Here is a 22357-nt window from a genome sequence, read left to right on the forward strand (position 1 = left end):
CTAGTGGCTTAGCTGGCGAGCGAGGCGAGTGGAAGGGCGTCCCGCGCCTGGCCGCGCTTGGCGGCGGCGCATTGCTCGCAGCTGATCGCCAAAGCGGCTTCGAAGGGCAAGCCGTAGGCCGTCAGCAACATCGCGACCAGCTCCTCCGGCTGGGCGGCCGGTTCCCCGGCGGCCACATCGCGCAGGGCCATGCGGAGGGTTCCGAAGCACAGGGTCACGGCAGCGACCAAGTCGACATCGCGGAACTGGCCACGCGCCACGCCCTCGCGATAGAGCGTGGCAAAGACCTCTTCGTAGGCGCTGACCCGCGGGGCCGATGTACTGGCGAGTTGCAGGGCCACCCAGCCGCGGAGGGGGTCTGCGTGGTAGGCGGCAAGCATGGTGTGCAGGCTGGCCGCCAGGCGGGCGGCCGGGTCGGCGGGACGCTTGACGATCTCCGCCAGCAGCCCGGCCATATCTCGCGCCACACGTCGGTTCAGGGCGCTGATCAGGTCGGTGGTGGTGGGGAAGTAGTTGTAGAAGGTGCCGCGGGAGACACCGGCGGCGCGGGCGAACTCCTCGATGGAACCGCCGTGCAGCCCCTTCTCGGCGATCACCGCCTCGGCGGCGATCAGCAGGCGGTCGCGGGTGCGGGCGCGCCTCTGCCCGGCGAGCGCCGCGCGGGCCTCCAGGTTGACCCGCATGGGCCGGCGAGGGGGCGCCTGCGAACTCACTTCAGCTGGTCGAGGTGGCCTTTGATCAGGGAGGCGACCAGCTCGGCGACCGGTCCGCCTTGCGCCTCCTGCACCGCGGCTTCGACGCCCAGGGCGTCCATCATGGCGCGGTGAGCCTTGGGCGAGATGGCGATGACGGCGCGGGTGGTGGCGCGTGACAAGGCAAGCGCGGTCTGGACATCGACCTCCAACGCGACGGTCGGCGTCGACTCAAGGTCGAAGGCGGGAAGGGCGGGCATGGCGGTCTGGGTCCGGCGAAAAGAAACGACAAGGGGTGAACGCCGCCGGCGCAATGCGCCGACGCCGGAGGTCCGGCCGTTAAGTTTGTTTGTTCGGATGGCGCATATGGGTCGCGCTGACACCAGTGTCAACTTGAAACAAAAAACGTGATCGCGCCAATGAACACCCGTCTCGGCGTGGACGAGGGCCGGGTCGGCGGCTAACACCGGGCCATGGCCATCGGCGTTTTCGATTCCGGCATAGGGGGCTTGAGCGTCCACCGCACGCTGGTCGAGCGGTTCCCGCAGGCCGACTTCATCTACCTGGCCGACCAGGCCAAGACCCCCTACGGCGGCCGTCCCGGCGAGGAGATCGTCGACCTGACGCGGGCCGGCTGCGAGCGGCTGTTTGCGCAGGGTTGCAGCCTGGTGGTCCTGGCTTGCAACACCGCCTCGGGCATCGCGCTGCGCCGCCTGCAGCAGACCTGGCTGCCGGGCTACCGGCGCGAGCTGGGCCGCCCGGTGAATGTGCTGGGGATCATTGTGCCGACCATCGAGGCGGCCACCGGCCTGCCCTGGGAGCATGAGCTCGAACCCCGCGGCGACAAGGTCGAGAAACTCGACGTCCTGGCGGTGTTCTCCACCCCGGCGACGGCCAATTCCCGGGTCTATGAGATCGAGATCGACAAGCGCCGCGATGACGTCGCGGTCTTCTCCCAGCCGTGCCGGAACCTGGCGGCCTTGATCGAGCGGGGGGCCGCGCGCGAGGACCTCGCCGCCGATATCGCGGGTCATGTGCAGGCGATCGCCACCCGGATCGGACGGCCGCCGGACCGGGCGATCCTGGGCTGCACGCACTATGAGATCACAGCCGATCTGTTCCGCGACGCCTTGCCGCCCGGCACGCCGCTCATCCACCAGCCGCAGGCCACCGCCGATGCGCTGGCGCGCTATCTGGAGCGGCATCCGGAGTTCGACGCCGGTCAGACGGGCGCGCGGCGGTTCCTGACCACCGGGCGGCCGGGCGCGCAGTCCGGGCTGGTTGAAGCTTTCTGGGGATCGGCTCTAAGCTTCGAGCCGGCTTAGAAGGGAACTTCCGATGCGCAGGCTGATCATCATGGCCGCAGGGTGCGCCCTGTTGGCGGGCTCGGCCCGCGCCGAAGTCACCGACAGGTCCGCCGCCGGGTTCGAGGTGACTGAACGGGCCACGGTCGCCGCGGCGCCGGGCAAGGTCTGGGACGCCCTGATGCGGCCGGAGCATTGGTGGAGCTCCGACCACACCTGGTCGCACGACGCCAAGAACCTCTACTTCGATCCGTCCGGCTGCTTCTGCGAGCGGCTCAAGCGCGGCGCCGTGCGGCACATGATGATCGTCTATGCCGACGGGGCGACGCAGCTGCGGATGGCCGGGGCGCTGGGTCCGTTGCAGCTGACAGGCGCCACTGGGAGCATGGTGGTGACGCTCAAGCCCGCCGGCGCCGGCACCGACGTCGTGATGACCTACGACGTCGGCGGCTACGCCAAAGGCGGGCTCAGCGAAACCTTCGCGGCGCCGGTCGACCGGGTGCTGGGCGAGCAGCTCGCGCGGCTCAAGAAATCAGTCGAGACCGGAAAGCCGGATTAGGCCGCCAGCGCGGCCTCTCCGGCGACGACCTGGCTGACCGCGTTGACCACCGCGGCGATGCGGAGCGCCGTCTGGATCTGCTGGGCGGTGACGCCGTGCTTCTTCAGCTCAGCCTCGTGGGCGTCGAGGCACATGCCGCAGCCGTTGACCGCCGAGACCGCCGTCGACCAGAGTTCGAAGTCGGCCTTCTCGACGCCGGGATTGGCGAGGACATTCATCCTCAAGCGAGCCGGAAGGGTCGCGTACTCCTTGTTCGTGAGCAGGTGGGTGGCGCGGTAGTAGACATTGTTCATGCTCATGATCGCCGCAGCCGCCTTGGCGGCGGTGAGGGCTTCGGGGCTGAGGCCCGCGTCGGTGGCGGCGGCTTCCACGGCCTTGATGACCGGCAGCGCGCCGGCGGCGTGGGCCGAGGCGACGAAGGCGCCCCACTTTTGCTGGTCGTTGAGCAGGGTCTCACCGGCCAGGCTTGAGAGGTTCAGGCTGAGGTCCTTGGCGTAGGCCGGCAGGGTCTCGCGCAGGGCATTGAGGGACATGGTGAGTCTCCAAGTCGGAAAAAAAGGGGTGTCCGGGCGGGAGCGGGGACGGGGGAAGCTCCCGCCCGGACGGCCTGAAGGCGCGGGTTACGCAGCCTTCAGGGTGTCGCCGCCCACCGCGCGGTTGCAGGGGCAGAGTTCGTCGGTCTGCAGGGCGTCGAGCACGCGCAGCGTGTCCTGCGGGTTGCGGCCGACGTTCAGGTTGGTGACGTAGACGTGCTGGATCACGTTGTCCGGATCGACCACGAAGGTGGCGCGATAGGCGACGCCCTCGTCCTCGTTCAGCACGCCCAGAGCGCGGGCGAACTTGCCGGAGCTATCCGCGAAGTTCCAGATCGGCAGGTTGTGCAGGTCCGGATGCTCACGGCGCCAGCCGAGCTTGGAGTGCTCGTTGTCGGTGGATCCTCCCAGGACGACCGCGTCGCGCTCGGCGAACTGCGGGTTCAGGCGGGCGAATTCTGCGATCTCCGTCGGGCAGACGAAGGTGAAATCCTTGGGGTAGAAGAAGATGACCTTCCACTGGCCCGGGAAGCTTTCCGGGGTCAGGGCCTCGAAGGCGCTCTCGCCGTCCTGCTCGTGGCGCATGAAGCCCGGCTTCACGCCCGTGATCTTGAAGTCCGGCAGGGTCTGGCCGACAGTCAACATATTGATCTCCATCTGAATTCTGGCGCGGCTCCAGTTGTCCCGCGGCGATGGAGCTGAGATAGGGCGGCGGCCGATCAATAGCCAATCGATTGCCTATGGAATTTCGATAGAGCACGCCTATATATGCGCCATGCTCCCCACCCTCCGCCAACTCCAGTACCTGAAGCTCCTCGCTGAACAGGGCAGCTTCGTGCGCGCCGCCGAGGCTGCGCACGTCACCCAACCGACGCTCTCCTCCGGCATCCAGGAGCTGGAGCGGACCCTGGGCGCCCCGGTAGTCGATCGCGCCCGTTCGGGTGTGATCCTCACCGCGGTCGGCGAAGAGGCGCTGCGGCGCGCGACCGTGATCCTCAACGAGGCCGAAGAGCTGGTGGAGTCGGCCAAGAACGCGGGCCAGCCCCTGACCGGCCGCTTCCGCCTGGGCGTGATCCCGACGGTGGCGCCCTTCCTGCTGCCCCGCGCCTTGCCGTTGCTGCGGGCGCGGTTCCCCAAGCTGCGGCTGTTCCTGCGCGAGGACCTGACACAACGGCTGATCGCCTCGTTGAAGGCGGGCCAGTTGGACGCGGCCCTGATCGCGTTGCCCTTCGACATGCACGGCCTCAACTGGGCGCATGTCTCCGACGACGAACTGCTCGCCGCCATGCCGGCCGACCATCCGCTGGCCAAGCTGAAGTCGGCGGACCCCGACGACCTGGAGCGGGAAGACATCATCCTGCTGGAAGACGGCCACTGCCTGCGCGACCACGCCATGGCCGCCTGCGGGCTGAAGCCGCCGAAGGTGGCGTCCGGCGAGGAGGCCTTCGCCGCCACCTCGCTGCCGACCCTGGTGCAGATGGTCTCCTCTGGCCTCGGCGTCACCTTCCTGCCGGCCATGGCGATCAACGCCGGCCTGACCGATCCGGCCAGCGTCGCGGTGCGGCCCATCGCGCCGGGCCACGCCAGCCGCGAGATCGTCGTCGCCTGGCGAGCCGGCTCCAACCGCGCCGCCGAGGGCCGCCTGCTGGCCGAGGTGCTCCGCGAATAGACGAATTCAGACATATCGAAATACACTTGCAAGTCCGATGCGGTTTAGATATATCGATATCGCCCCACCAAAGGAGGGGGTTTTCGATATGCACAGACACCATCACTTTCACGGCGGCCGCGACGAACACCGCAGCCGTCATCCCTGGGGCGGCCACATGGGCGGCCGGGGACATCGCGAACATCACCGCGGGGGCCGGGTCGGCCGGTTCCTGGAACACGGCGACCTGCGCTTCATCGTCCTGGCGCTGATCGCCGAGCAGCCGCGCCACGGCTACGAGCTGATCAAGGAACTGGAAGACCGCACGGGCGGCGCCTATCGTCCCAGCCCCGGCGTGATCTACCCGACCCTGTCGCTGCTGGAAGACGAAGGCTTCATCCGTCCGGTCGACAGCGAAGCCGGCCGCAAGCTCTATGAAGCGACCGACGAGGGCCGCGCCGCGCTCGCGGAAAACCAGGCCGGCGTTGACGCCGTCTTCGGCCGCATGGCGCAAGCCGCCGAAGGGTCCGACTCCACCCGGCCCCGGATTGCCCGCGCCATGGCCAATCTGCACACCGCCCTGATGCAGCGCCTCGCTCGGCGTCCCATCGCCCAGGCCGAGATCGACCGGGTCATCGCCCTGATCGACGAAGCCGCCTCGGCGATCGAGAAGGTCTAGATCTTGTTAGATCCTCCCCCAGCGCAGAGCGCGATTGAGGGGGAGGTGGATCGCGGCGAAGCCGCGAGACGGAGGGGGTTTCCGCCGCAGAGTCCGCGGCGGACGACATCCTCAGCGCCGGGGAGGAAACCCCCTCAGTCAGTCTTCGCTGACAGCTCCCCCTGAGGGGAGCATCTGGGAAGCTCAGTCCATCAGCTTCTGGGACAGGTATACATAGTGCCTGGCCCAGCGGGTGGCGTTGAGCTGCGGATCGGCGTCGTTGGCGTGTCCGCCGAAGGTCTGCTCGTAATAGAGATAGGGCAGGCCCATCGACTCCATCTTCGCGGCGAACTTGCGCGGATGTCCCGGGTGCACCCGGTCGTCCCGCGTGTTGGTGGTGATGTAGGGCTCGGGATATTTCACCCCGGCCTTCAGGTTCTGATAGCCGGAATATTTGGCGATGAAGGCGCGGTCAGCGGGAACGTCCGGGTCGCCGTACTCCGCCATCCAGGACGCGCCGGCCGACAGGTGATTGTAGCGCAGCATGTCGATCAGTGGGCTTTCGATAACGATGGCGTTGAACAGCTCCGGATGCTGGGTCATCGACACGGTCGTCAGGATCCCACCGTTGGAGCGGGCATAGATGCCCAGGCGCCGCGGCGAGGTGATCTTTCGCGCCTCCAGGTCGCGGGCCACCGAGGCGAAGTCGTCGAAGGCCAGCTGGCGCTTTTCGCGCAGCACGGCCTCGTGCCAGGCCGGCCCGAACTCGCCGCCGCCGCGAATGTTGGCGATCACATAGGCGCCGCCGCGCTCCAGCCACAGCTTGCCCATCTGGGCGATATAGACTGGCGGCTCCGACAGCTCGAAGCCGCCATAGCCGAACATTTGGGTAGGCGTGGAGCCGTCTAGCTTCATGTCCTTCCGGTGGACCACGAAGTACGGGATTTTGGTCCCGTCGGTGGAGACCGCCCAGTGCTGGTCGACCACGTCCTTCGAGGCGTCGAACTGAGGCGGTAGTTGCTTCACCTTGGCGGCGACACCGCTGTCGGCGTCGGCCAGCCACAGCGAGGTCGGGTCGAGGAAGCCCTCGGCGGTGAAGAAGATCTGGTTGTCGTCCTCGGACGCGCTGACCAGGTTGATGTTGGCGTTGGCCGGCAGCTTCACTCGCTTGGGCAGCCAGACGCCGGCCTTGTGGTCATAGACATCGACCGCGCCCTTGACGTCTTCCAGGAGCACGATGGCCAGGCGATCCTTCGATGAGGACACCCGGTCGACCGCGTTGTGCGGGCCCGGATGGAACACCAGCTGGGCCTTGGCGGTCGCCGGGTCGCGCTTCAGGTCGGCGAGGTCGAAGGAGATCACGTCGCCCGCGGCGAAGGTCTTCCAGGCCTCCTTGATCGTGAACACCACCTGGCCGTCGACGTAGGTGGAGAGCTCGGCCTTCTTCGGCAGCGGGATCAGGGTGACGCCCTTGTCGCCGAGCAGGCTGAACTCGCGCTGGTAGAAGGTCATGCCGTGCGTGACGAGGACGGCGTCGGCGCCGTGCTCGCCCTCCAGCACGATGCCGCCGTCCTGCACGTCGGTCTTGGCGCCGCGGAACACCTCGCGCGGTCCTGCGCCGCGCTTCACGATCTTCACGACGTAGGGGTAGCCGGACTTGGTGACCTCGTCCGGCGTCCAGGGCCGGGCGACGATCAGGGTGTCGTGGTCGATCCAGCGGATGTTCTGCTTGGCGTTGGCGAACTTGAAGCCGCCCTCGACGAACTTGCCGGTCGTGGTGTCGAACTCGCGGTCCTCGACGGCGTCGCTGCCGCCGTTGGAGAGGTGGACGAGACAGAGCGTCTGGGCCGGCTTCAGGCAGTCGGCCCCTTTCCAGATCCAGTTCTTGCCCTCGGCCTTTGACAGGGCGTCGAGGTCGAGCAGGGTCTGCCACTGCGGGGCGGCGGTCTTGTAGGAGGCCAGCGTCGTGTGGCGCCAGACACCGTGGATGTGGGTCCCGTCCTGCCAGAAATTGTCCACGCCGCCGGCGCGGAAGCGCGGCAGGGGGATGCGGTCCTGGGCGGTGAAGATCTTCAGCGCCTGCTGGCGGAAGGTCTCGTAGCGCGGATCTTCCTCCAGCCGCACGTGGGTCTTGGCGTTCTGGCCCTCGACCCAGGCCATGGAGCGCGGGGCGTCGATGTCCTCGAGCCAGATGAACGGATCGTCCGAGGTCGCCGTGGCGGCGGGCGCCGCGGGGGTCTGGGCGAGGGACGGAGTGAAGGCGGCGGCCGAAGCCAGGGCCGCGAGGGCCGGCAGTAGAGCTTTCATGCGCGCAGTTCTAACCGGCGCGAAACGGACCTGTCTCGCCCATAGGTGTTTCGGGGGAGAAACGCCCGGCGTGCGTAGCTGGGCCTCTTCGCCTATATGTCCGCACCCATGAGCCGTCCGTTCCTGAAGATGAACGGGCTTGGCAACGACTTCGTCGTGGTCGAGGCCCGCAGCGCGCCGTTCCAGCCGACGGCCGAGCAAGTGCGCGCCATCGCTGACCGGACGAGCGGCATCGGCTGCGACCAGCTGATCGTGCTGGAGCCGCCGACGCCCGGCGAGGGCGTCGACGCGCGCGTGCGGTTCTGGAACTCCGACGGAGAGGAGGTCGCCGCCTGCGGCAATGGCACGCGCTGCGTGGGCTGGCTCCTCATGCAGGCGTCGGGCCAGGACCAGGCGGTGATCGAGACCAAGGCCGGCAAGCTCTACGCCAGCCGCGCCGGCGAGCGGCTGGTCAGCGTCGACATGGGCAAGCCCGGCCTGGACTGGCGCGACATCCCCCTGGCGCGCGAGCAGGACACCCGCGCCCTGGACATGACGCTCTATGAAGACGCCACCCTGGCCACGGCGCCGGGGTGCGTCTCCATGGGCAATCCACACGTGGTGTTCTTCGTGGCCGACGTGGACGCCGCACCGATCAAGGTGGCCGGTCCGATGGTCGAGCGCCACCCGCTGTTCCCGGACGCCGTGAACGTCGGCTTCGCGCAAATCATCGACCGCGGGCGCATCCGGCTGAGGGTCTGGGAGCGCGGCGCAGGCCTGACCCAGGCCTGCGGCACCGGCGCCTGCGCGGCCCTGGTCGCCGCGGCGCGTCGCGACCTGACGGACCGCACGGCCGTACTCGTCCTGGACGGCGGCGAACTCTTGATCGAATGGCGCGACGACGACCACGTGATCATGACCGGCCCGGCCGCCGTCGACTTCGCGGGCGAGCTGCCATGAGCGATGTCATCGCCTCCGACGTGGACGTCGTGACGTTCGGCTGCCGGCTGAACGCCTATGAGAGCGAGATCATCCGCAAGCGGGCGGCGGCTGACGGCCTCTCCGACGCCATCGTCTTCAACACCTGCGCGGTGACCGGCGAGGCCGTGCGCCAGGCGCGCCAGGCGATCCGCAAGGCGCGGCGCGAGCGGCCGGGCGTGAGGCTGATCGTCACTGGCTGCGCGGCCCAGATCGACCCGGCCGCCTTCGCCGCCATGCCCGAGGTGGACCTCGTGCTGGGCAACGCCGAGAAGTCCGCGCCCGGCGCCTACCTGCCGCAGCCGGAGCTCGGCCGGGTGCGGGTCAACGACATCATGAGCGTGCGCGAGACCGCCGGTCACCTGATCGACGGTCTCAAGGATCGGGCCCGCGCCTACGTCGAGGTGCAGAACGGCTGCGATCACCGCTGCACCTTCTGCATCATTCCCTACGGCCGCGGGAACTCGCGCTCGGCGGCGGCCGGCGAGGTGGTGGCGCAGGTCAAGCGCCTGGCCGCCCAGGGCTACCGCGAAGTGGTGCTGACCGGCGTCGACGTGACCAGCTGGGGCGCCGATCTGCCCGGCGCGCCCACGCTGGGCCAGCTGGTGGCGCGGATCCTGAAGCTGGTCCCGGAGCTGCCTCGCTTAAGGCTGTCGTCCATCGACGCCGCCGAGATCGACCCGGACCTGATGGCCTGCCTGGCTGCCGAGCCGCGCCTGATGCCCTATCTGCACCTGTCGCTGCAGGCCGGCGACGACATGATCCTCAAGCGGATGAAGCGCCGGCACAGCCGCGCCGACGCGCTGAAGCTGGTGGCCTCCGTACGCGCCGTGCGCCCGGATACCGCCTTCGGCGCCGACCTGATCGCCGGCTTCCCGACTGAGACCGAGGCGATGTTCGAGAACACGCTGTCGCTGGTGGAAGAGGCAGGTCTCTCCTTCCTGCACGTCTTCCCCTACAGCCCTCGTCCGGGCACGCCGGCTGCGCGCATGCCGGCCGTGGCGCGGACGGATGTGAAGGCCCGCGCGGCGCGCCTGCGGGCCGCGGGCGAGGCGGCCTTGGCGCGACACCTGCAGCGCCAGCTGGGGCGCACGCTGATGGGTCTCGTCGAGCGTAGCGGCGTGGCGCGCGCAGAGGATTTCACCGAGATCGCGTTTGAGGGGGAGGCCGAGGTCGGGCGCATCGTGGCGCTGCGGGTGACCGGCCACGACGGCAAGCGCGTCATGGCGAAGACGGCGGTTCTCGAAGCGGCCGAATAGCGCCGGCCTAGCCGTCGTCGTCGAGCGGCCCGCCAAAGCCCGGTAGCGACCATTTCCACAGGATCGCCCCGCTCCGCAAACTGAGCGCCGCCACGAACCCCGCGATCCCCGCCGGCGTGGTCGGCGTTCCGACCAGTCCCAGGATCACGAACGTCGCCGCCCCGACCAGCGCCGGTGTCACGTACAGCTCGCGTTGCAGCAGCACCGACGGTTCGTGGGCCAGTACGTCGCGGATCACGCCGCCGAAGGTGGCCGTCAGCACGCCCATGACCACGGCGGAGAACGGCGGCACGCCCAGGGACGTGGCCTTCAGCGCGCCGACCACAGCGTAGGCGGCCATGCCGATGGCGTCGAGCCAGGTCAGGGTGTGGCCGCGGAACCGGCGTGGGCCGACGATCCACACCGCCGCCGCCGCGCCCAGGCAGACGATCACATAGCCGGGCTTGCCCACCCAGAACACCGGCGCCCCGATCAGCAGGTCGCGCAGGGTGCCGCCGCCGACCCCAGTGATCGCTGCAAAGAAGCCGAAGGTGACGATGTCGTGCTTGCGCCGCGCGGCCGCCAGCGCCCCGGTCGCGCCGAACACCGCGACCGCCGCATAGTCGAGCACCGCAAGCGTGGCCGTGAGTCGGTCCATGGCGACGCACCCTGGAAGGGCGCGTGACGCCGCGCAAGTGGCCCGCTAGAAGCCGGGGCATGACCGAACCCAAACGCGGCTGGTTCGCGCGACTGACCGAAGGCCTGACGCGTTCGTCGAAACAGATCGGCGAGCAGATCACCCAGGTCTTCGTCGCCAAGGAGCCCCTCGACCAGGCCAAGCTCGACGAGCTGGAGGAGATGCTGATCGAGGCTGACCTCGGCCCGCATTCCGCCGCCCGCATCACCCAGCGTTTCTCCGACGAGAAGTTCGGCAAGGACGTCGACGAGACCGAGATCAAGGAAGCGTTGGCCGCGGCCATCGGCGAGGAGCTTTCGGGCCGCGAAGGGACCTTCGACGCGCTCTCCGGGCCCCGGCCCTACATCGTGCTGTTCATCGGGGTGAACGGCTCGGGCAAGACCACGACCCTGGGCAAGATCGCCGCCGACCTGACGGGCAAGGGCGCCAAGGTGCTGGTGGTGGCCGGCGACACCTTCCGCGCCGCGGCGGTAGAGCAACTGAAGGTCTGGGCCGAACGCGCGGGCGCCGACTTCATGTCGCGGCCGATGAACTCCGACGCCGCGGGCCTGGCCTTCGACGCCGTCGAACGCGCCCGGGCCCAGAACTATGACGTCGTGCTGATCGACACCGCAGGGCGTTTGCAGAACAAGCAGGGGCTGATGGACGAGCTCTTGAAGATCATCCGCGTGGTGAAGAAGGTCGATCCGGAGGCCCCGCACGAGACCCTGCTGGTGCTGGACGCCACAGTCGGGCGCAATGCGCTGGCCCAGGAGAACATCTTCGGCAACCAGATCGGGGTTTCCGGCATCGTGATGACCAAGCTGGACGGCACCGCCCGCGGCGGTGTGCTGGTGCCGGTCGCTCAGGCCTCGGACAGCCCCATCAAGCTGGTGGGCGTGGGCGAAGGGATCGAGGATTTGCAGCCGTTCAACGCGCGGGCCTTCGCCCGGTCCCTGGTGGGTCTCGAGGAAACCGGCCGATGAGCGACGATCCGTACCTCCCGCACCGCAAGGCGCCGACGTGGGTGCATTGGTTCGTGAACTACGCGGGCCTGGCGGTCTTCCTGATCACCCTGGTCGCGATGAAGCTCAGCCACCACAGCGACGACGAGAGCGCGATCGCCGCCAGCTGGACGATCGTCGGCGCTTCGGTTCTGGCGTTGGGTGTGGGTCTGATCTGGGAACGACGTGTGGCGCCGATGCCGTTGGTGACAGCGGTTCTTGGACTGATCTTCGGCGGCCTCACCGTCTTTTTCCACGACGCTCGCTTCATCAAGATCAAGCCGACCATTCTCTACTGCGCTTTCGGCCTGTTCCTGATCACCGGCCATTTGCGCGGCAAGAATCCTCTGAAGGCGATGATGGGCGACGCCTTCCATCTGCCCGAACCGGTGGTCCGCACGCTCACCCTGCGCTACGCCCTGTTCTTCTTCGCCATCGCGGCGGCGAACGAGGCGGTCTGGCGCACCCAGAGCACGGTCGTCTGGGCCTTCTTCAAGTTCCCCGGCGTTGTCGTGCTGATCTTCCTGTTCGCCATGAGCCAGGCGCCGCTGATGATGAAACATATGCCAGACGATGACGCCGAGGAGGCAAAGCCGCCGGCGGACGCGCCTTAGGGCGCGCGCTCAACCGCCCACGGAGCGTCTGCAATCAATCTGACGCATTCTTACTCTAGTGACGCTGACGAGCCTCGCGGGGGAACGACCGATGGCCAAGGGCAAGTCAGGCGCTAAGGGCGGCATAGCCGCCCTCGAACAGTCGCCAAGCCACCTTCTGCATCGCGCGCTGCAGCGCGCCCTGGACATCTATGTCGAGGAGTTCGGCGAAGGCGGGATCACCCAGCGCCAGTTCGCGGTCCTGGCCGCCGCCGACGAACGCGAGGGCGCGACCCAGGCGGACCTTGTGCGGATCACCGGCATCGACCGCTCAACGCTCGCCGACATGGCCCGGCGGATGATCGGCAAGGGTCTTCTGGAGCGTGAACGGTCCAACGTCGACGCCCGCGCCAATGCGGTGCGCCTGACCGAGGTCGGACGGGCGGCGCTGACCGAGGCGCGGCCGAAGATGGCGGCGGCGGATGCGCGCCTGATGAAGCTGATTTCCGGCGGCGGCCGGCGTGCGGCCTTCGTCGGCCTGCTGCATGACCTGGCCGGGTCATCCGAGGCTCCCGTGGCGAAGGCCAAACCGAAGGCTCCGAAAGAGAAAGCCGCCAAGCCGCCGAAGGCCGGCAAGGGCCACAAGGGCAAGAAGGCGAAGAAGAAGGGTCTATCTTCAAACATTTAGAGCGCGTCGGACGGGTCAACCGGCTTCCACTTGACCCTGACGCGCTCTAGCCCAGGTGCGCGTCGTCCTTGGGCTGAGCGGGTCCGACGATGGTTGAAGGGCGCAGGTGCGGCGAGTGCAGCCGCTCATAGGGCGGTGGTCCAGCGCATCGCATAATGATTTCGAGCATCGTGGTCCCGTCGGTCCGCAACGGAGGCGGCTCGTGGAACACCTCGCGCCAGAGCGCGACGGCCTCCTCGTAGATTCGCTGTTCCCTCGGCTCCATGCTGGCTTAACACCGATATCCAGCCGGCGTTCCCGATTCGGAAAGTTAATTAGTATTAAGGCCTTAAGGCCGAGGTCGCTTCGCGTCAGACGCGAATGTCGAGCAGGGAGCCAGGCCGCAGAAGCTTGGCCGGCGGCTCAGAGGGGATCGCGGCGGGGCGCAATTCGGCCCGCTGGACCGGCGCCGCCTGGGGCGTGAACAGCTGAGTCCGGGGCGCCGACGGGGCCGCCGGAGCGGCTGGGGCGCCGGCGCGGCCCATGGCCGCGTCGAAGAAGGCGCGCTGCGCCGCGACCCGCGCAGCATCCGCCGCCGCGCCTGCGATCGAGGTCGTGGCGGGTTGGGTCGGGAAGGCGTTGGGACGGATCGGCGTCACGGACGGGTGGCTCGGGTCTGTTATGGTTAACGCTGGCCCAATCTGCGGCCCAGTCGATCAACGCCCGGTTAACATCCGCGCCGTCAGCGCCTGGGCGTCGCGCGCGTTGAGGTTGGTGTACTTGGCCGCCACCTTGCCGTCGGGCTGCACGAGATAAGTCTCGGGCACCCCGGAAACGCCGAATTCGATGCCGGCGCGGCCGTCGCGATCCACCAGGCGCTCCATGAACGGGTCGCCCAGCCGAGTCAGGAAGGCGTTGGTGTTCTCTGGCGCGTCCTTGTAGGCGACGCCGATGATCCGCACGTGGCTGGCCCGCAGCTGCATCAGCACCGGATGCTCGATCTCACAGGGGCCGCACCAGGAGGCGAAGAAGTTGACCAGCACCGGGCCTTCGCGGGCCGTCTCGCGGATGCTCTTGAGCGTCCCGTCGTCCAGGCTGGGCAGGCTGACGTCGGGGACCTGCTTGCCCACCAGAGCTTCAGGCACGACTTGCGGGTTGTGGTGCAGGCCGTAGCCGGCGAACAGCGCCGCCAGCAGGGCCAGGACGACGAGGGGGAGCGCGGCGATCCACCTACTCATTGGGGGCTCACTTGCGCGCCAGCTCTTCGAAGCGGGCCTTCCAGCGCCGCGCATGGTTCATGGCGCCGACGATCATCACCACGAACACCGCCGCCGTCAGGCCGTAAGCGGTCCAGATGTAGAAGCCGTACTTGCCGGTCTCCAGATGGATCATGGTCTCAGCCCCTCGCTGCGCGCAGGGCGGCGGCCTCGGCGCGGCGACGCCAGACCTCGCCTCTGATCCGCACCAGCCACAGCGACCCGAAGGCCGAGGTGTAGGCCAGCACGATCAGGATCACCGGCCAGAAGAACACCGGCGCCAGGGCCGAGCCGCCGGAACGGAACACCGACGCGCCCTGGTGCAGGGTGTTCCACCAGTAGACGCTGTAGTGGATGACCGGCAGGATGAGCGCGCCCACCAGGCCCAGGATCGCCGCGGCGCGGGCGGCCTTGGTCTCGTCGTCCATCGAGGCGCGCAAGGCCATGTAGCCCAGGTAAATCAGGAACAGGATCAGCTCTGAGGTCAGGCGCGCGTCCCAGACCCACCAGGCGCCCCACTCCGGCCGGCCCCAGAGCGAGCCGGTGGCCAGCGTCAACAGGGTGAAGCCTGCGCCCAGGGGCGCAGCGGCCTGGGCGGCGGCGTCGGCCAGCACCTGCCGCCAGACCAGCGAGAGCAGGCTGGCTGCCGCCAGGCAGGCGTAGACGAACTCGCTCATCCAGGCGGTCGGAATGTGGATGAACAGGATCCGGACGGTGAAGCTCTGCTGATAGTCCGGCGGGGCGCTCCAGCCCAGCCACAGGCCCGCGACGCCCAGCACCACGGCGATCGCCCCGAACATCGGCGCGGCCCAACGCGAGAAGGCCATGAACCGCTCGGGATTGGTCAGGAAGGCGGGCGCCGGGATCATGCCTCGGGCTTAGACTGGCAAGGGAAGCCCGGCAAGCGGACCCCCTTCATGGCCGTCGATCAGGAGCGTGGCGGGCCCGGGGGACGCGGCGCAACGGGCGGCATCGGAGGTATGGGCGGCATGCCGTCCATATTGACCATCACCTTCATCGAGCCGCCGTGCATCATTGGGCCCATGGGGCCCATCATCAGCATGGGCATCTCGTCGAACACCTTCTTCTGCGAGGGTTCGAGCTGGTCGTAGAATTTCCGCGTCGCATCGATGCGGGCGTGCGCCTGGGCGGTCTGCTCGTTGAGGTGAGCGTCCATCTCGGCCAGGCGCTGGGTGGTGGTCTTGGCGTCGTGGCGGTCGGACATCTCGACGATGCTTTCGTGATGACGCTCGGGGCTCACCGCCGCCAGATAGGCGCTGAGCGCGGCCTCCTGGGCGGGCTTCAGCTGCAGCATGGTGCGCAGGTGCTCGGCCTGGTCCTTGCCCTCGTGGCGGATCATTACGCGGCGCTCTTCGCGCATCGGGTGATGGTCGCCGACGTCAGGCGTCGGCGGGACAGGCGGCTGGGCGAAGGCCGCGGCGCCAGCGGCGGCAACGAGGGCGAACGCCGCCCCCGCGAGGTAGGTGGTCAACGGACGCGTCATCGCGGTCTCCTGGTCAAAGGTCGAGCTTGAACCTTGTCATAGAAATTGGCGAAACGGCGGCATGCGAAATGAAGCTTTGGTAATGTCGGCGGGGGGTTAGCCTTCAGGACAGCGCGTTGCGGCAGGCGGCGGCCATGAACAGCGGACCCAGGGCCACGAAGGCCGTGGCATAGGCGCCAAGCAGGACCAGGCCGGAGGTCCAGGGCAGGCCGCTGAGATAGCTCGCTAACGCCCCGCCGCCGAAGATCACCGGCGGCACGAAGAGCGGCAGGACGATCACCGCGGTCAGCAGGCCGCCGCGCCGGGCGCCAAGGCTGAGCGCCGCGCCGATCCCACCGGTGAAGGCGAAGGCCAGGCCCCCGATCAGGGCGCAGACGAACACCAGCGGCGCGAGGCTCAGCGGGGCGCCCAAGGCTATGGCGGCGACCGGCGCGGCCAGCGCCAGCGGTGCGCCGGTGGCCAGCCATTGGGCGAGGCACTTCACCGCGCAGGTCAGCTCCAGCGGCGTGGGCGACAACGCCAGGTGATCCAGGGCGCCGTCCTCGTAGTCGCGCTCGAACAGGCGGTCCAAGGAGAGCAGGCTGGCCAGCGCCAGGCCAACCCAGGCCGCGCCGGGCGCGATGGCGGCCAGCCGCGCCGGCTCGGGTCCGATGGCCAGCGGCAGCAGGGTGGCGACGCCGGCGTAGAAGCCCAGGGTCACCAGCGGTCCCCCGCCGCGTCCCCAGGCCAGCGCCGTCTCGCGAGCGAGGAGCGCCCCCAACCGGCTCATGCGCCGATCTCCAGGCTGCGCGCGGCGATCGGCAGGGGGTCGTGCACCGCCGCCAGGATCAGGCCGCCGCCGGCCAGATGCGCCTGCATCATCGCCCCGAACCGCGCGCGCCAGCCGGCGTCCAGGGGACTCAAGGGCTCATCGAGCAGCCACAGGCTGCGCGGCGCGGCCAGCAGGCGGGCCAACGCCAGGCGGCGGCGCTGGCCCGCCGACAGCCGGCGGACTTCCAGGCCGAGCAGTCCCGTGAGGTCCAGCGCTTCGGCGGCGGCCTGGGCCGACGCGGTGTCGCCGCCGCTCCAGATGCTCCAGAAATTGAGCTCTTCGGCCGTGGTCCGCGCGGGCTTCAATCCATCCTGGTGGCCGATCAGGTGCAGGCCGCCGCCCCTTGCCTCGTCCGCTTCCACGTCGCCGAAGCCGATTTCGCCGTCCTCGAGCGGGACCAGGCCGGCGACGGCGCGCAACAGGCTGGTCTTGCCCGCCCCGTTGGCCCCGGTGAGCGCACAGGCTTCGCCGGCCGCGAGACAGAGCGACAGGCCGGAAAACAGGCTGCGGCCGCCCCGGCGAACCGCGATGTCGCGCAGCTCCAAGGCGGCGATCATGACGCGAATAAGCTCAACCGTGCGCGTGCATGGACGCGTAACACACGTGGGTCTATGAAGCCCGCGGCCGCCGTCGCCTCGGGGGGCCCTCGCCGCGCGGGTTCGGACGCTGTGTGTCCGTTCATCGAAGCGCGCGATCTCCGAGGTGGGCGTGATGCGGCCGGGAACAGAGAGAGGATCTCCCCAAATGGCGTCAGTCGACAGCCTGAAAACCCGCCGCGAACTCGTGGTGGGCGATAAGACCTACGCTTACTACAGCCTTCGCGCCGCCGAGGAAGCCGGACTTTCCGGCATCTCCAATCTGCCGATCTCCATGAAGGTGCTGCTCGAGAACCTGCTGCGCAACGAGGACGGCAAGAGCGTCGGCGAGGACGACATCCGCGCCATCGCCGCCTGGCTCGACAACAAGGGCCAGGTCGAGCACGAGATCAGCTTCCGCCCCACCCGCGTGCTGATGCAGGACTTCACGGGTGTTCCGGCGGTCGTCGACCTGGCCGCCATGCGCGATGCGATGACCCACCTGGGCGCCAACCCCGAGAAGATCAATCCACTGAACCCGGTGGACCTGGTCATCGACCACTCGGTGATGGTCGACTATTTCGGCACCGCCAAGGCCTTCGGCGAGAACGTCGAGCGGGAGTATGAGCGCAACATGGAGCGCTACCGCTTCCTGCGCTGGGGCTCCTCGGCCTTCAACAATTTCCGCGTGGTGCCGCCCGGCACCGGGATTTGCCACCAGGTCAATCTTGAGTACCTGGCCCAGACCGTCTGGGTGAACGAAGACGCCGGCCATGCGGTGGCCTACCCGGACACAGTGGTCGGCACCGACAGCCACACGACCATGGTCAACGGCCTGTCGGTCCTGGGCTGGGGCGTAGGCGGCATCGAGGCGGAAGCGGCCATGCTGGGCCAGCCGATCCCGATGCTGATCCCCGAGGTCATCGGCTTCAAGCTGGAGGGCGCCATGCCGGAAGGCGCGACCGCCACCGACCTGGTGCTGACCGTCACCCAGATGCTGCGCAAGAAGGGCGTGGTGGGCAAGTTCGTCGAGTTCTACGGCCCCGGCCTCGCCAGGATGACCATCGAGGACCAGGCGACCATCGCCAACATGGCCCCCGAGTACGGCGCGACCTGTGGCTTCTTCCCGGTCACCCGCTCCACCATCGACTATCTGACCGCTACCGGCCGCGACCCGCATCGCGTGCAGCTTGTCGAAGCCTACGCCAAGGAACAGGGCATCTGGCGCGAGCCGACCGACCCCGATCCGGTGTTCACCGACACGCTGGAGCTGGACCTGGGCTCGGTGCTGCCGTCCCTGGCCGGCCCGAAGCGCCCGCAGGACCGTGTGGTGCTGACCAACGCCGCCGTCGAGTTCAAGGCGGCCCTGGCCGGCGACTTCGGCAAAGCCGAGGACATGGCGACCCGGGTGAAAGTGGAAGGCGCCAACTTCGACGTCGGCCACGGCGACGTGGTGATCGCCGCCATCACCTCCTGCACCAACACCTCGAACCCCAGCGTGCTGATCGCCGCCGGCCTGGTGGCCAAGAAGGCCGTCGAGCTCGGCCTGAAGGTGAAGCCCTGGGTGAAGACCTCGCTGGCCCCCGGCAGCCAGGTGGTCACCGACTATCTGAAGTCCGCCGGCCTGACCAAGGGCCTCGATGCGCTCGGCTTCAATCTGGTGGGTTACGGCTGCACCACTTGCATCGGCAACTCCGGCCCGCTCGCCGAGCCGATCTCCGAGGCCGTGCAGAAGGGCGACTTGGTCGCCGTGTCGGTGCTCTCCGGCAACCGCAACTTCGAAGGCCGCGTGAACCCAGACGTGCGGGCCAACTATCTGGCCTCGCCGCCGCTGGTGGTGGCCTATGCCCTGGCCGGCTCCATGTCGATCGACATCACCACCGAGCCGCTGGGCGAGGGCAAGGGCGGCAAGCCGGTCTATCTGAAGGACATCTGGCCGACATCCGAGGAAGTGGCGGCGCTGCAGCGCAAGTTCGTCACTCAGAAGATGTTCGCCACCCGCTACGCCGACGTCTTCAAGGGCGACAAGGCCTGGCAGGGCATCAAGATCGAGGGCGGCCAGACCTATGGCTGGGACATGGGCTCGACCTACGTCCAGAACCCGCCCTACTTCCAGAACATGTCGATGGAGCCGACGCCGGTGACCGACATCGTCGAGGCCCGCGTCCTGGCGGTGTTCGGCGACTCGATCACCACCGACCACATCTCCCCGGCCGGTTCGATCAAGACGACCTCGCCGGCCGGCGTCTATCTGCGGGATCGCCAGGTGCCGACCACGGAGTTCAACTCCTACGGCGCGCGTCGCGGCAACCACGAAGTGATGATGCGCGGCACCTTCGCCAACATCCGCATCCGCAACCGCATCACCCCGGAAATCGAAGGGGGCATGACCAAGCACTTCCCCTCGCAGGACGTGATGTCGATCTACGACGCGGCCATGCGCTACCAGTCCGAAGGCCGCGGTCTGGTGGTGTTCGCGGGCAAGGAATACGGCACCGGCTCGTCGCGCGACTGGGCGGCCAAGGGCACCAAGCTACTGGGCGTTCGCGCCGTGGTGGCCGAAAGCTTCGAGCGCATCCACCGCTCGAACCTGGTCGGTATGGGCGTGCTGCCGCTGCAGTTCCTGCAGGAAGGCTGGCACAAGCTCGGCCTCACCGGCGAGGAGATCGTCACCATCCGCGGCCTGACGGAACTCTCGCCGCGCCGTCAGCTGACCATCGAGATGTATCGACCGTCCGACGGCCGCATCGCGCGCTTCCCGGTGCGCTGCCGGATCGATACGCCCACCGAGCTTGAGTATTTCAAGAACGGCGGCGTGCTGAACTATGTGCTGCGGAACCTGGCCAAGCCCGAGGCCTGAACCTGACCGGAGGCGGGCCCCGCGCGCGCGGTCCGCCTCCGGTCACGCCTTGTTGTAATTTACAGGGCGCCTGAGCCCCTTTAAGCCCGGTGGCGATGCGGACAGCGGCGCTTTTCAGCCTGGCCCTGCTCGCCCTGCCGGCTCCCTTCTTTGCGGGGGCGGCGGTGGCCAGGCCTCCCGTGGTGATCGAGCTCTACACGGCTCAGGGCTGCGCGTCGTGCGGCGAGGCCAACGCCCACGTGGCCAAGCTGGCTGAAAAGCCCAGCGTCCTCGCCCTGACGTTTTCCGTCGGCTACTGGGACTACCTCGGCTGGGCCGACACCTTCGCCAAGCCGGAGTTCGCCGACCGCCAGAAGGCCTATGTGGCCAAGCTGGCGCTGCGCGAGCCCTACACGCCCCAGGTGGTGGTCGATGGCGCGGCGCAAGCCTCCGGCGCCAAGGCCGACAAGGTGGACAAGCTGGTGGCCGACGCCGCCAAGGCCCGCCGCGACCCGCCTCAGGTCCGCTTCTCCGGCGCCCGCGTCTATGTGGGCTCGGCCCATGCGCCGAAGGGCGGCGGCGAGGTCTGGCTGGTGCGCTACGACCCGCGCGAGCAGGACGTGACCGTCAAGAGCGGCGACAACAAGGGCCAGACCCTGGTCCAGAAGAACGTCGTGCGCGAGCTGACCCGTCTGGGCGCCTGGCGCGGCAAGCCCGTGGCCTACCACCTTCCCACGGCCTCCGAGGAGGGCCTGAAGAGCGTCGTCCTGATCCAGGCCGGCCGCGGCGGGCGGATCGTGGCGACAGGCGTCCCCGAGGCCTGACGCCGGCGCCAGGGCTGTTCCAGACACGAAAACCCCCGCGGCTGGAGAGCACCCGCGGGGGTTCTGACGTAGGGAAGAGATCTAGGCGTCGGCCGGCCAGTCCGTCGATCCCAGTGGGCTGGGGGGGCTGTTCAGGATCCGGGAGCGCCGTTTCTGACCAGCCGACAACTGCAATATCGGGAGCGCATCGGGCGCTCGCGGGTCGCAAATAAGGTCATTTCACGGCGGAGCTTTGCCGCAACCCACGCGGGGTCTGGCTTGCGGCGGCGATTCAGGTCTAGGCTCATGGTCGATGGCTTTCGACACGTCCTACGCGTCGCCGCGTCAGGCGACCGTCTTCTTCGAACGGCGCGAGCTGGTCCGCCTTCTTTCCCTCTATGGACGCATGGTCTCGGCCGGCGAGTGGCGCGACTACGCCATCGATGGCCTGAGCGAATCAGCGGTGTTCTCGGTCTACAAGCGCAGCTCCGAGGCGCCGCTCTACCGCGTCGAGAAGCGCCCGGCGCTGGCCCGCAAGCAGGGCGCCTGGGCGGTGATCGGCCAGGGCGGCATGATCCTGCGCCGCGGCCACGAGCTGGAGCAGGTGCTCCGCTTCTTCGACAAGGGCCGGTTCAAGGTGGTGGATTAGAATCAGATGCTCCCTTCTAGGGGGAGCTGTCAGCGAAGCTGACTGAGGGGGTTGCCTCTCCGGCGCGCGGGATGTCGGCTGTCGCAGACTCGGCGGCGGGAACCCCCTCCGGCGCTACGCGCCACCTCCCCTGATCGCGCTGCGCGCTGGGGGAGGATCCAAAGAAAAGCCCCGGAGGTTTCCCGCCGGGGCTTCGTCGTCTTGGCCTCTGCCTCGCGCCTTAGCGGCGGCTGCCCGTCAGGCTGAGCAGGAATTGGAAGAGGTTGATGAAGTTCAGATAGAGGTTCAGCGCGCCGTAGTTGGTGGCCACGGCCATCGAGGTCGCCTCGCCGCCCAGCTGGTAGTAGGTCATCTTCAGGCGCTGGGTGTCCCAGGCGATCAGACCGGCGAAGATCAGCACGCCCAGCACGCTGATGATCATCGAGAAGCCCGCGGGGTGCCAGAACATGCCGACCAGCGACGCCAGCACCAGGCCGATCAGGCCCACCATCAGGAAGCTGCCGAAGCCGGTCAGGTCGCGCTTGGTCGTGTAGCCGAACAGCGACAGGCCGCCGAAGGCCGCGGCGGTGATCATGAAGGTCAAGGCGACCGAGGCCCCGGTATAGGCCAGGAGCCAGACGCCGAGGCCCGCGCCGATGCCGGAGACCACCGACCAGTAGACGAAGCCCGCGGCCCGCGGGCTGGGGTTGCGGATGAACATCGCCCCGATCAGAACGACGAGCGGCAGGAAGCGGATGATCATGCCGAGCGCGGTGAACCCGGCCAGGCGGCCATCGGGGGTCACGACATAAAGCAGTTGTTGGACGGGCGCGAAGTCGGCCGTGAGCCAGGCCAGGGCGGCCGAGAGCACAAGGCCCAGCGCCACCTTGTTGTAGACCCCGAGCATGAAGCTGCGCAGGCCCGCGTCCACCGACATGTCGGCGCGATCCGCGGGGATCGTACGCGCGTAGCCGCGGTTGAAGTCGCTCATTTGAGCAAAACCCTTGTTTGAGCGTCCACGATTGGACGCCCCCAAATATCGGGTCCGCGTGAGGCGGAAGCAAGGCCTTGTTGGTCAAGCTCTTGTTAAGGATCGCCGGCCGTT

At 68.4% G+C, this 22357-nt stretch carries 27 protein-coding genes; 12 read left to right on the plus strand and 15 right to left on the minus strand.

Annotation, left to right across the window (positions count from 1 at the left end; genetic code table 11):
• Positions 1-8 precede the first annotated feature (8 nt).
• Positions 9-683 carry a TetR/AcrR family transcriptional regulator gene (locus VHS75_RS21850; protein WP_329640740.1) on the minus strand — a complete coding sequence of 225 codons (675 nt, stop codon included), beginning with the start codon at positions 681-683 and terminating at the stop codon, positions 9-11.
• 26 nt (positions 684-709) lie between these two features.
• Positions 710-952, minus strand: a complete 243-nt coding sequence (locus tag VHS75_RS21855; RefSeq protein ID WP_329640741.1) for a hypothetical protein — start codon at positions 950-952, stop codon at positions 710-712.
• 213 nt (positions 953-1165) lie between these two features.
• Between VHS75_RS21855 and VHS75_RS21860 the strand changes: the two genes are divergently transcribed.
• The gene (locus VHS75_RS21860) at positions 1166-2017 is read left to right on the plus strand and encodes a glutamate racemase (protein WP_329640742.1); all 852 of its coding nucleotides are present in this window, start codon (positions 1166-1168) and stop codon (positions 2015-2017) included.
• A gap of 13 nt (positions 2018-2030) precedes the next feature.
• Positions 2031-2555, plus strand: coding sequence for an SRPBCC family protein (locus VHS75_RS21865; protein ID WP_329640743.1), 525 nt, complete (start codon positions 2031-2033; stop codon positions 2553-2555).
• Here VHS75_RS21865 and VHS75_RS21870 read toward each other — a convergent pair.
• Both VHS75_RS21870 and VHS75_RS21875 read right to left on the minus strand, forming a co-directional pair.
• Positions 2552-3088 (minus strand): carboxymuconolactone decarboxylase family protein, encoded by a 537-nt coding sequence (locus tag VHS75_RS21870; RefSeq protein WP_329640744.1) that lies wholly within the window; start codon positions 3086-3088, stop codon positions 2552-2554. The two genes, VHS75_RS21865 and VHS75_RS21870, sit on opposite strands and share 4 nt — an antisense overlap.
• 87 nt (positions 3089-3175) lie before the next feature.
• Entirely contained in the window at positions 3176-3733 is a 558-nt protein-coding gene (locus VHS75_RS21875; protein ID WP_329640745.1) for a peroxiredoxin, read from the minus strand.
• A gap of 130 nt (positions 3734-3863) precedes the next feature.
• On the opposite strand from VHS75_RS21875, the gene VHS75_RS21880 reads away from it, so the two are divergent.
• On the plus strand, positions 3864-4757 hold the full coding sequence (locus tag VHS75_RS21880) for a hydrogen peroxide-inducible genes activator (protein ID WP_329640746.1): 894 nt from the start codon (positions 3864-3866) through the stop codon (positions 4755-4757).
• Between the two features lie 88 nt (positions 4758-4845).
• On the plus strand, positions 4846-5415 hold the full coding sequence (locus tag VHS75_RS21885) for a PadR family transcriptional regulator (RefSeq protein ID WP_329640747.1): 570 nt from the start codon (positions 4846-4848) through the stop codon (positions 5413-5415).
• Between the two features lie 183 nt (positions 5416-5598).
• On the opposite strand, the gene VHS75_RS21890 is transcribed toward VHS75_RS21885, so the two are convergent.
• Positions 5599-7701, minus strand: a complete 2103-nt coding sequence (locus tag VHS75_RS21890; protein ID WP_329640748.1) for a prolyl oligopeptidase family serine peptidase — start codon at positions 7699-7701, stop codon at positions 5599-5601.
• Between the two features lie 108 nt (positions 7702-7809).
• Between VHS75_RS21890 and dapF the strand changes: the two genes are divergently transcribed.
• On the plus strand, positions 7810-8640 hold the full coding sequence (gene dapF, locus VHS75_RS21895) for a diaminopimelate epimerase (RefSeq protein WP_329640749.1): 831 nt from the start codon (positions 7810-7812) through the stop codon (positions 8638-8640).
• Positions 8637-9917, plus strand: coding sequence for a tRNA (N(6)-L-threonylcarbamoyladenosine(37)-C(2))-methylthiotransferase MtaB (mtaB, locus tag VHS75_RS21900; RefSeq protein ID WP_329640750.1), 1281 nt, complete (start codon positions 8637-8639; stop codon positions 9915-9917). The genes dapF and mtaB overlap by 4 nt, the downstream gene beginning before the upstream one ends.
• 7 nt (positions 9918-9924) lie before the next feature.
• On the opposite strand, the gene VHS75_RS21905 is transcribed toward mtaB, so the two are convergent.
• Positions 9925-10554 (minus strand): trimeric intracellular cation channel family protein, encoded by a 630-nt coding sequence (locus VHS75_RS21905; protein ID WP_329640751.1) that lies wholly within the window; start codon positions 10552-10554, stop codon positions 9925-9927.
• Positions 10555-10613: 59 nt separating this feature from the next.
• Here VHS75_RS21905 and ftsY point away from each other — a divergent pair, with 59 nt between their 5' ends.
• The 3 genes from ftsY (at position 10614) to VHS75_RS21920 (ending at position 12857) form a co-directional block, all read left to right on the plus strand.
• Entirely contained in the window at positions 10614-11558 is a 945-nt protein-coding gene (gene ftsY / locus VHS75_RS21910) for a signal recognition particle-docking protein FtsY (protein ID WP_329640752.1), read from the plus strand.
• Positions 11555-12190 (plus strand): inner membrane-spanning protein YciB, encoded by a 636-nt coding sequence (locus VHS75_RS21915; protein ID WP_329640753.1) that lies wholly within the window; start codon positions 11555-11557, stop codon positions 12188-12190. Before ftsY ends, VHS75_RS21915 begins: the two co-directional genes overlap by 4 nt.
• Before the next feature lie 91 nt (positions 12191-12281).
• Positions 12282-12857, plus strand: coding sequence for a MarR family winged helix-turn-helix transcriptional regulator (locus VHS75_RS21920; protein WP_329640754.1), 576 nt, complete (start codon positions 12282-12284; stop codon positions 12855-12857).
• A gap of 46 nt (positions 12858-12903) precedes the next feature.
• On the opposite strand, the gene VHS75_RS21925 is transcribed toward VHS75_RS21920, so the two are convergent.
• The 8 genes from VHS75_RS21925 to ccmA all read right to left on the minus strand — a co-directional run bounded on the left by VHS75_RS21925 (position 12904) and on the right by ccmA (position 16964).
• Positions 12904-13122: a hypothetical protein gene (locus VHS75_RS21925; protein ID WP_329640755.1), complete on the minus strand. Its 219-nt coding sequence runs from the start codon at positions 13120-13122 to the stop codon at positions 12904-12906.
• An 85-nt stretch (positions 13123-13207) separates the two neighbouring features.
• Positions 13208-13495 (minus strand): hypothetical protein, encoded by a 288-nt coding sequence (locus tag VHS75_RS21930; protein WP_329640756.1) that lies wholly within the window; start codon positions 13493-13495, stop codon positions 13208-13210.
• Between the two features lie 57 nt (positions 13496-13552).
• Entirely contained in the window at positions 13553-14074 is a 522-nt protein-coding gene (locus tag VHS75_RS21935) for a DsbE family thiol:disulfide interchange protein (protein ID WP_329640757.1), read from the minus strand.
• Positions 14075-14081: 7 nt separating this feature from the next.
• Positions 14082-14228: a heme exporter protein CcmD gene (ccmD, locus tag VHS75_RS21940; RefSeq protein ID WP_329640758.1), complete on the minus strand. Its 147-nt coding sequence runs from the start codon at positions 14226-14228 to the stop codon at positions 14082-14084.
• Between the two features lie 4 nt (positions 14229-14232).
• Complete coding sequence (ccmC, locus tag VHS75_RS21945) at positions 14233-14961, minus strand: heme ABC transporter permease CcmC (RefSeq protein WP_329640759.1); 729 nt, start codon at positions 14959-14961, stop codon at positions 14233-14235.
• 59 nt (positions 14962-15020) lie between these two features.
• The gene (locus VHS75_RS21950) at positions 15021-15596 is read right to left on the minus strand and encodes a Spy/CpxP family protein refolding chaperone (protein WP_329640760.1); all 576 of its coding nucleotides are present in this window, start codon (positions 15594-15596) and stop codon (positions 15021-15023) included.
• A 103-nt stretch (positions 15597-15699) separates the two neighbouring features.
• On the minus strand, positions 15700-16365 hold the full coding sequence (gene ccmB, locus VHS75_RS21955) for a heme exporter protein CcmB (protein ID WP_329640761.1): 666 nt from the start codon (positions 16363-16365) through the stop codon (positions 15700-15702).
• A complete protein-coding gene (gene ccmA / locus VHS75_RS21960; RefSeq protein WP_329640762.1) occupies positions 16362-16964 on the minus strand; it encodes a heme ABC exporter ATP-binding protein CcmA in 603 nt (200 codons plus the stop codon). Before ccmA ends, ccmB begins: the two co-directional genes overlap by 4 nt.
• A 187-nt stretch (positions 16965-17151) precedes the next feature.
• Between ccmA and acnA the strand changes: the two genes are divergently transcribed.
• The 3 genes from acnA to VHS75_RS21975 all read left to right on the plus strand — a co-directional run bounded on the left by acnA (position 17152) and on the right by VHS75_RS21975 (position 21273).
• A complete protein-coding gene (gene acnA / locus VHS75_RS21965) occupies positions 17152-19842 on the plus strand; it encodes an aconitate hydratase AcnA (protein ID WP_329640763.1) in 2691 nt (896 codons plus the stop codon).
• A 95-nt stretch (positions 19843-19937) separates the two neighbouring features.
• The gene (locus VHS75_RS21970; RefSeq protein WP_329640780.1) at positions 19938-20645 is read left to right on the plus strand and encodes a DUF1223 domain-containing protein; all 708 of its coding nucleotides are present in this window, start codon (positions 19938-19940) and stop codon (positions 20643-20645) included.
• A 292-nt stretch (positions 20646-20937) separates the two neighbouring features.
• Complete coding sequence (locus tag VHS75_RS21975; protein WP_329640764.1) at positions 20938-21273, plus strand: DUF2794 domain-containing protein; 336 nt, start codon at positions 20938-20940, stop codon at positions 21271-21273.
• Positions 21274-21493: 220 nt separating this feature from the next.
• Here the strand turns inward: VHS75_RS21975 and VHS75_RS21980 are convergent, their stop codons facing one another.
• Positions 21494-22243 (minus strand): Bax inhibitor-1/YccA family protein, encoded by a 750-nt coding sequence (locus VHS75_RS21980; protein ID WP_329640765.1) that lies wholly within the window; start codon positions 22241-22243, stop codon positions 21494-21496.
• Between the last annotated feature and the right edge of the window lie 114 nt (positions 22244-22357).

It is taken from the genome of Phenylobacterium sp. (assembly GCF_036264965.1).
Lineage (GTDB): Bacteria > Pseudomonadota > Alphaproteobacteria > Caulobacterales > Caulobacteraceae > Phenylobacterium.

Excerpts from the sequence above, each read along its gene's own strand:
- VHS75_RS21850 (WP_329640740.1), bottom strand. The coding sequence starts at position 683 with ATGCGGGTCAACCTGGAGGCCCGCGCGGCGCTCGCCGGGCAGAGGCGC.
- VHS75_RS21855 (WP_329640741.1), bottom strand. The coding sequence starts at position 952 with ATGCCCGCCCTTCCCGCCTTCGACCTTGAGTCGACGCCGACCGTCGCG.
- VHS75_RS21860 (WP_329640742.1), top strand. The coding sequence starts at position 1,166 with ATGGCCATCGGCGTTTTCGATTCCGGCATAGGGGGCTTGAGCGTCCAC.
- VHS75_RS21865 (WP_329640743.1), top strand. The coding sequence starts at position 2,031 with ATGCGCAGGCTGATCATCATGGCCGCAGGGTGCGCCCTGTTGGCGGGC.
- VHS75_RS21870 (WP_329640744.1), bottom strand. The coding sequence starts at position 3,088 with ATGTCCCTCAATGCCCTGCGCGAGACCCTGCCGGCCTACGCCAAGGAC.
- VHS75_RS21875 (WP_329640745.1), bottom strand. The coding sequence starts at position 3,733 with ATGTTGACTGTCGGCCAGACCCTGCCGGACTTCAAGATCACGGGCGTG.
- VHS75_RS21880 (WP_329640746.1), top strand. The coding sequence starts at position 3,864 with ATGCTCCCCACCCTCCGCCAACTCCAGTACCTGAAGCTCCTCGCTGAA.
- VHS75_RS21885 (WP_329640747.1), top strand. The coding sequence starts at position 4,846 with ATGCACAGACACCATCACTTTCACGGCGGCCGCGACGAACACCGCAGC.
- VHS75_RS21890 (WP_329640748.1), bottom strand. The coding sequence starts at position 7,701 with ATGAAAGCTCTACTGCCGGCCCTCGCGGCCCTGGCTTCGGCCGCCGCC.
- dapF (WP_329640749.1), top strand. The coding sequence starts at position 7,810 with ATGAGCCGTCCGTTCCTGAAGATGAACGGGCTTGGCAACGACTTCGTC.
- mtaB (WP_329640750.1), top strand. The coding sequence starts at position 8,637 with ATGAGCGATGTCATCGCCTCCGACGTGGACGTCGTGACGTTCGGCTGC.
- VHS75_RS21905 (WP_329640751.1), bottom strand. The coding sequence starts at position 10,554 with ATGGACCGACTCACGGCCACGCTTGCGGTGCTCGACTATGCGGCGGTC.
- ftsY (WP_329640752.1), top strand. The coding sequence starts at position 10,614 with ATGACCGAACCCAAACGCGGCTGGTTCGCGCGACTGACCGAAGGCCTG.
- VHS75_RS21915 (WP_329640753.1), top strand. The coding sequence starts at position 11,555 with ATGAGCGACGATCCGTACCTCCCGCACCGCAAGGCGCCGACGTGGGTG.
- VHS75_RS21920 (WP_329640754.1), top strand. The coding sequence starts at position 12,282 with ATGGCCAAGGGCAAGTCAGGCGCTAAGGGCGGCATAGCCGCCCTCGAA.
- VHS75_RS21925 (WP_329640755.1), bottom strand. The coding sequence starts at position 13,122 with ATGGAGCCGAGGGAACAGCGAATCTACGAGGAGGCCGTCGCGCTCTGG.
- VHS75_RS21935 (WP_329640757.1), bottom strand. The coding sequence starts at position 14,074 with ATGAGTAGGTGGATCGCCGCGCTCCCCCTCGTCGTCCTGGCCCTGCTG.
- ccmD (WP_329640758.1), bottom strand. The coding sequence starts at position 14,228 with ATGATCCATCTGGAGACCGGCAAGTACGGCTTCTACATCTGGACCGCT.
- ccmC (WP_329640759.1), bottom strand. The coding sequence starts at position 14,961 with ATGATCCCGGCGCCCGCCTTCCTGACCAATCCCGAGCGGTTCATGGCC.
- VHS75_RS21950 (WP_329640760.1), bottom strand. The coding sequence starts at position 15,596 with ATGACGCGTCCGTTGACCACCTACCTCGCGGGGGCGGCGTTCGCCCTC.
- ccmB (WP_329640761.1), bottom strand. The coding sequence starts at position 16,365 with ATGAGCCGGTTGGGGGCGCTCCTCGCTCGCGAGACGGCGCTGGCCTGG.
- ccmA (WP_329640762.1), bottom strand. The coding sequence starts at position 16,964 with ATGATCGCCGCCTTGGAGCTGCGCGACATCGCGGTTCGCCGGGGCGGC.
- acnA (WP_329640763.1), top strand. The coding sequence starts at position 17,152 with ATGGCGTCAGTCGACAGCCTGAAAACCCGCCGCGAACTCGTGGTGGGC.
- VHS75_RS21970 (WP_329640780.1), top strand. The coding sequence starts at position 19,938 with ATGCGGACAGCGGCGCTTTTCAGCCTGGCCCTGCTCGCCCTGCCGGCT.
- VHS75_RS21975 (WP_329640764.1), top strand. The coding sequence starts at position 20,938 with ATGGCTTTCGACACGTCCTACGCGTCGCCGCGTCAGGCGACCGTCTTC.
- VHS75_RS21980 (WP_329640765.1), bottom strand. The coding sequence starts at position 22,243 with ATGAGCGACTTCAACCGCGGCTACGCGCGTACGATCCCCGCGGATCGC.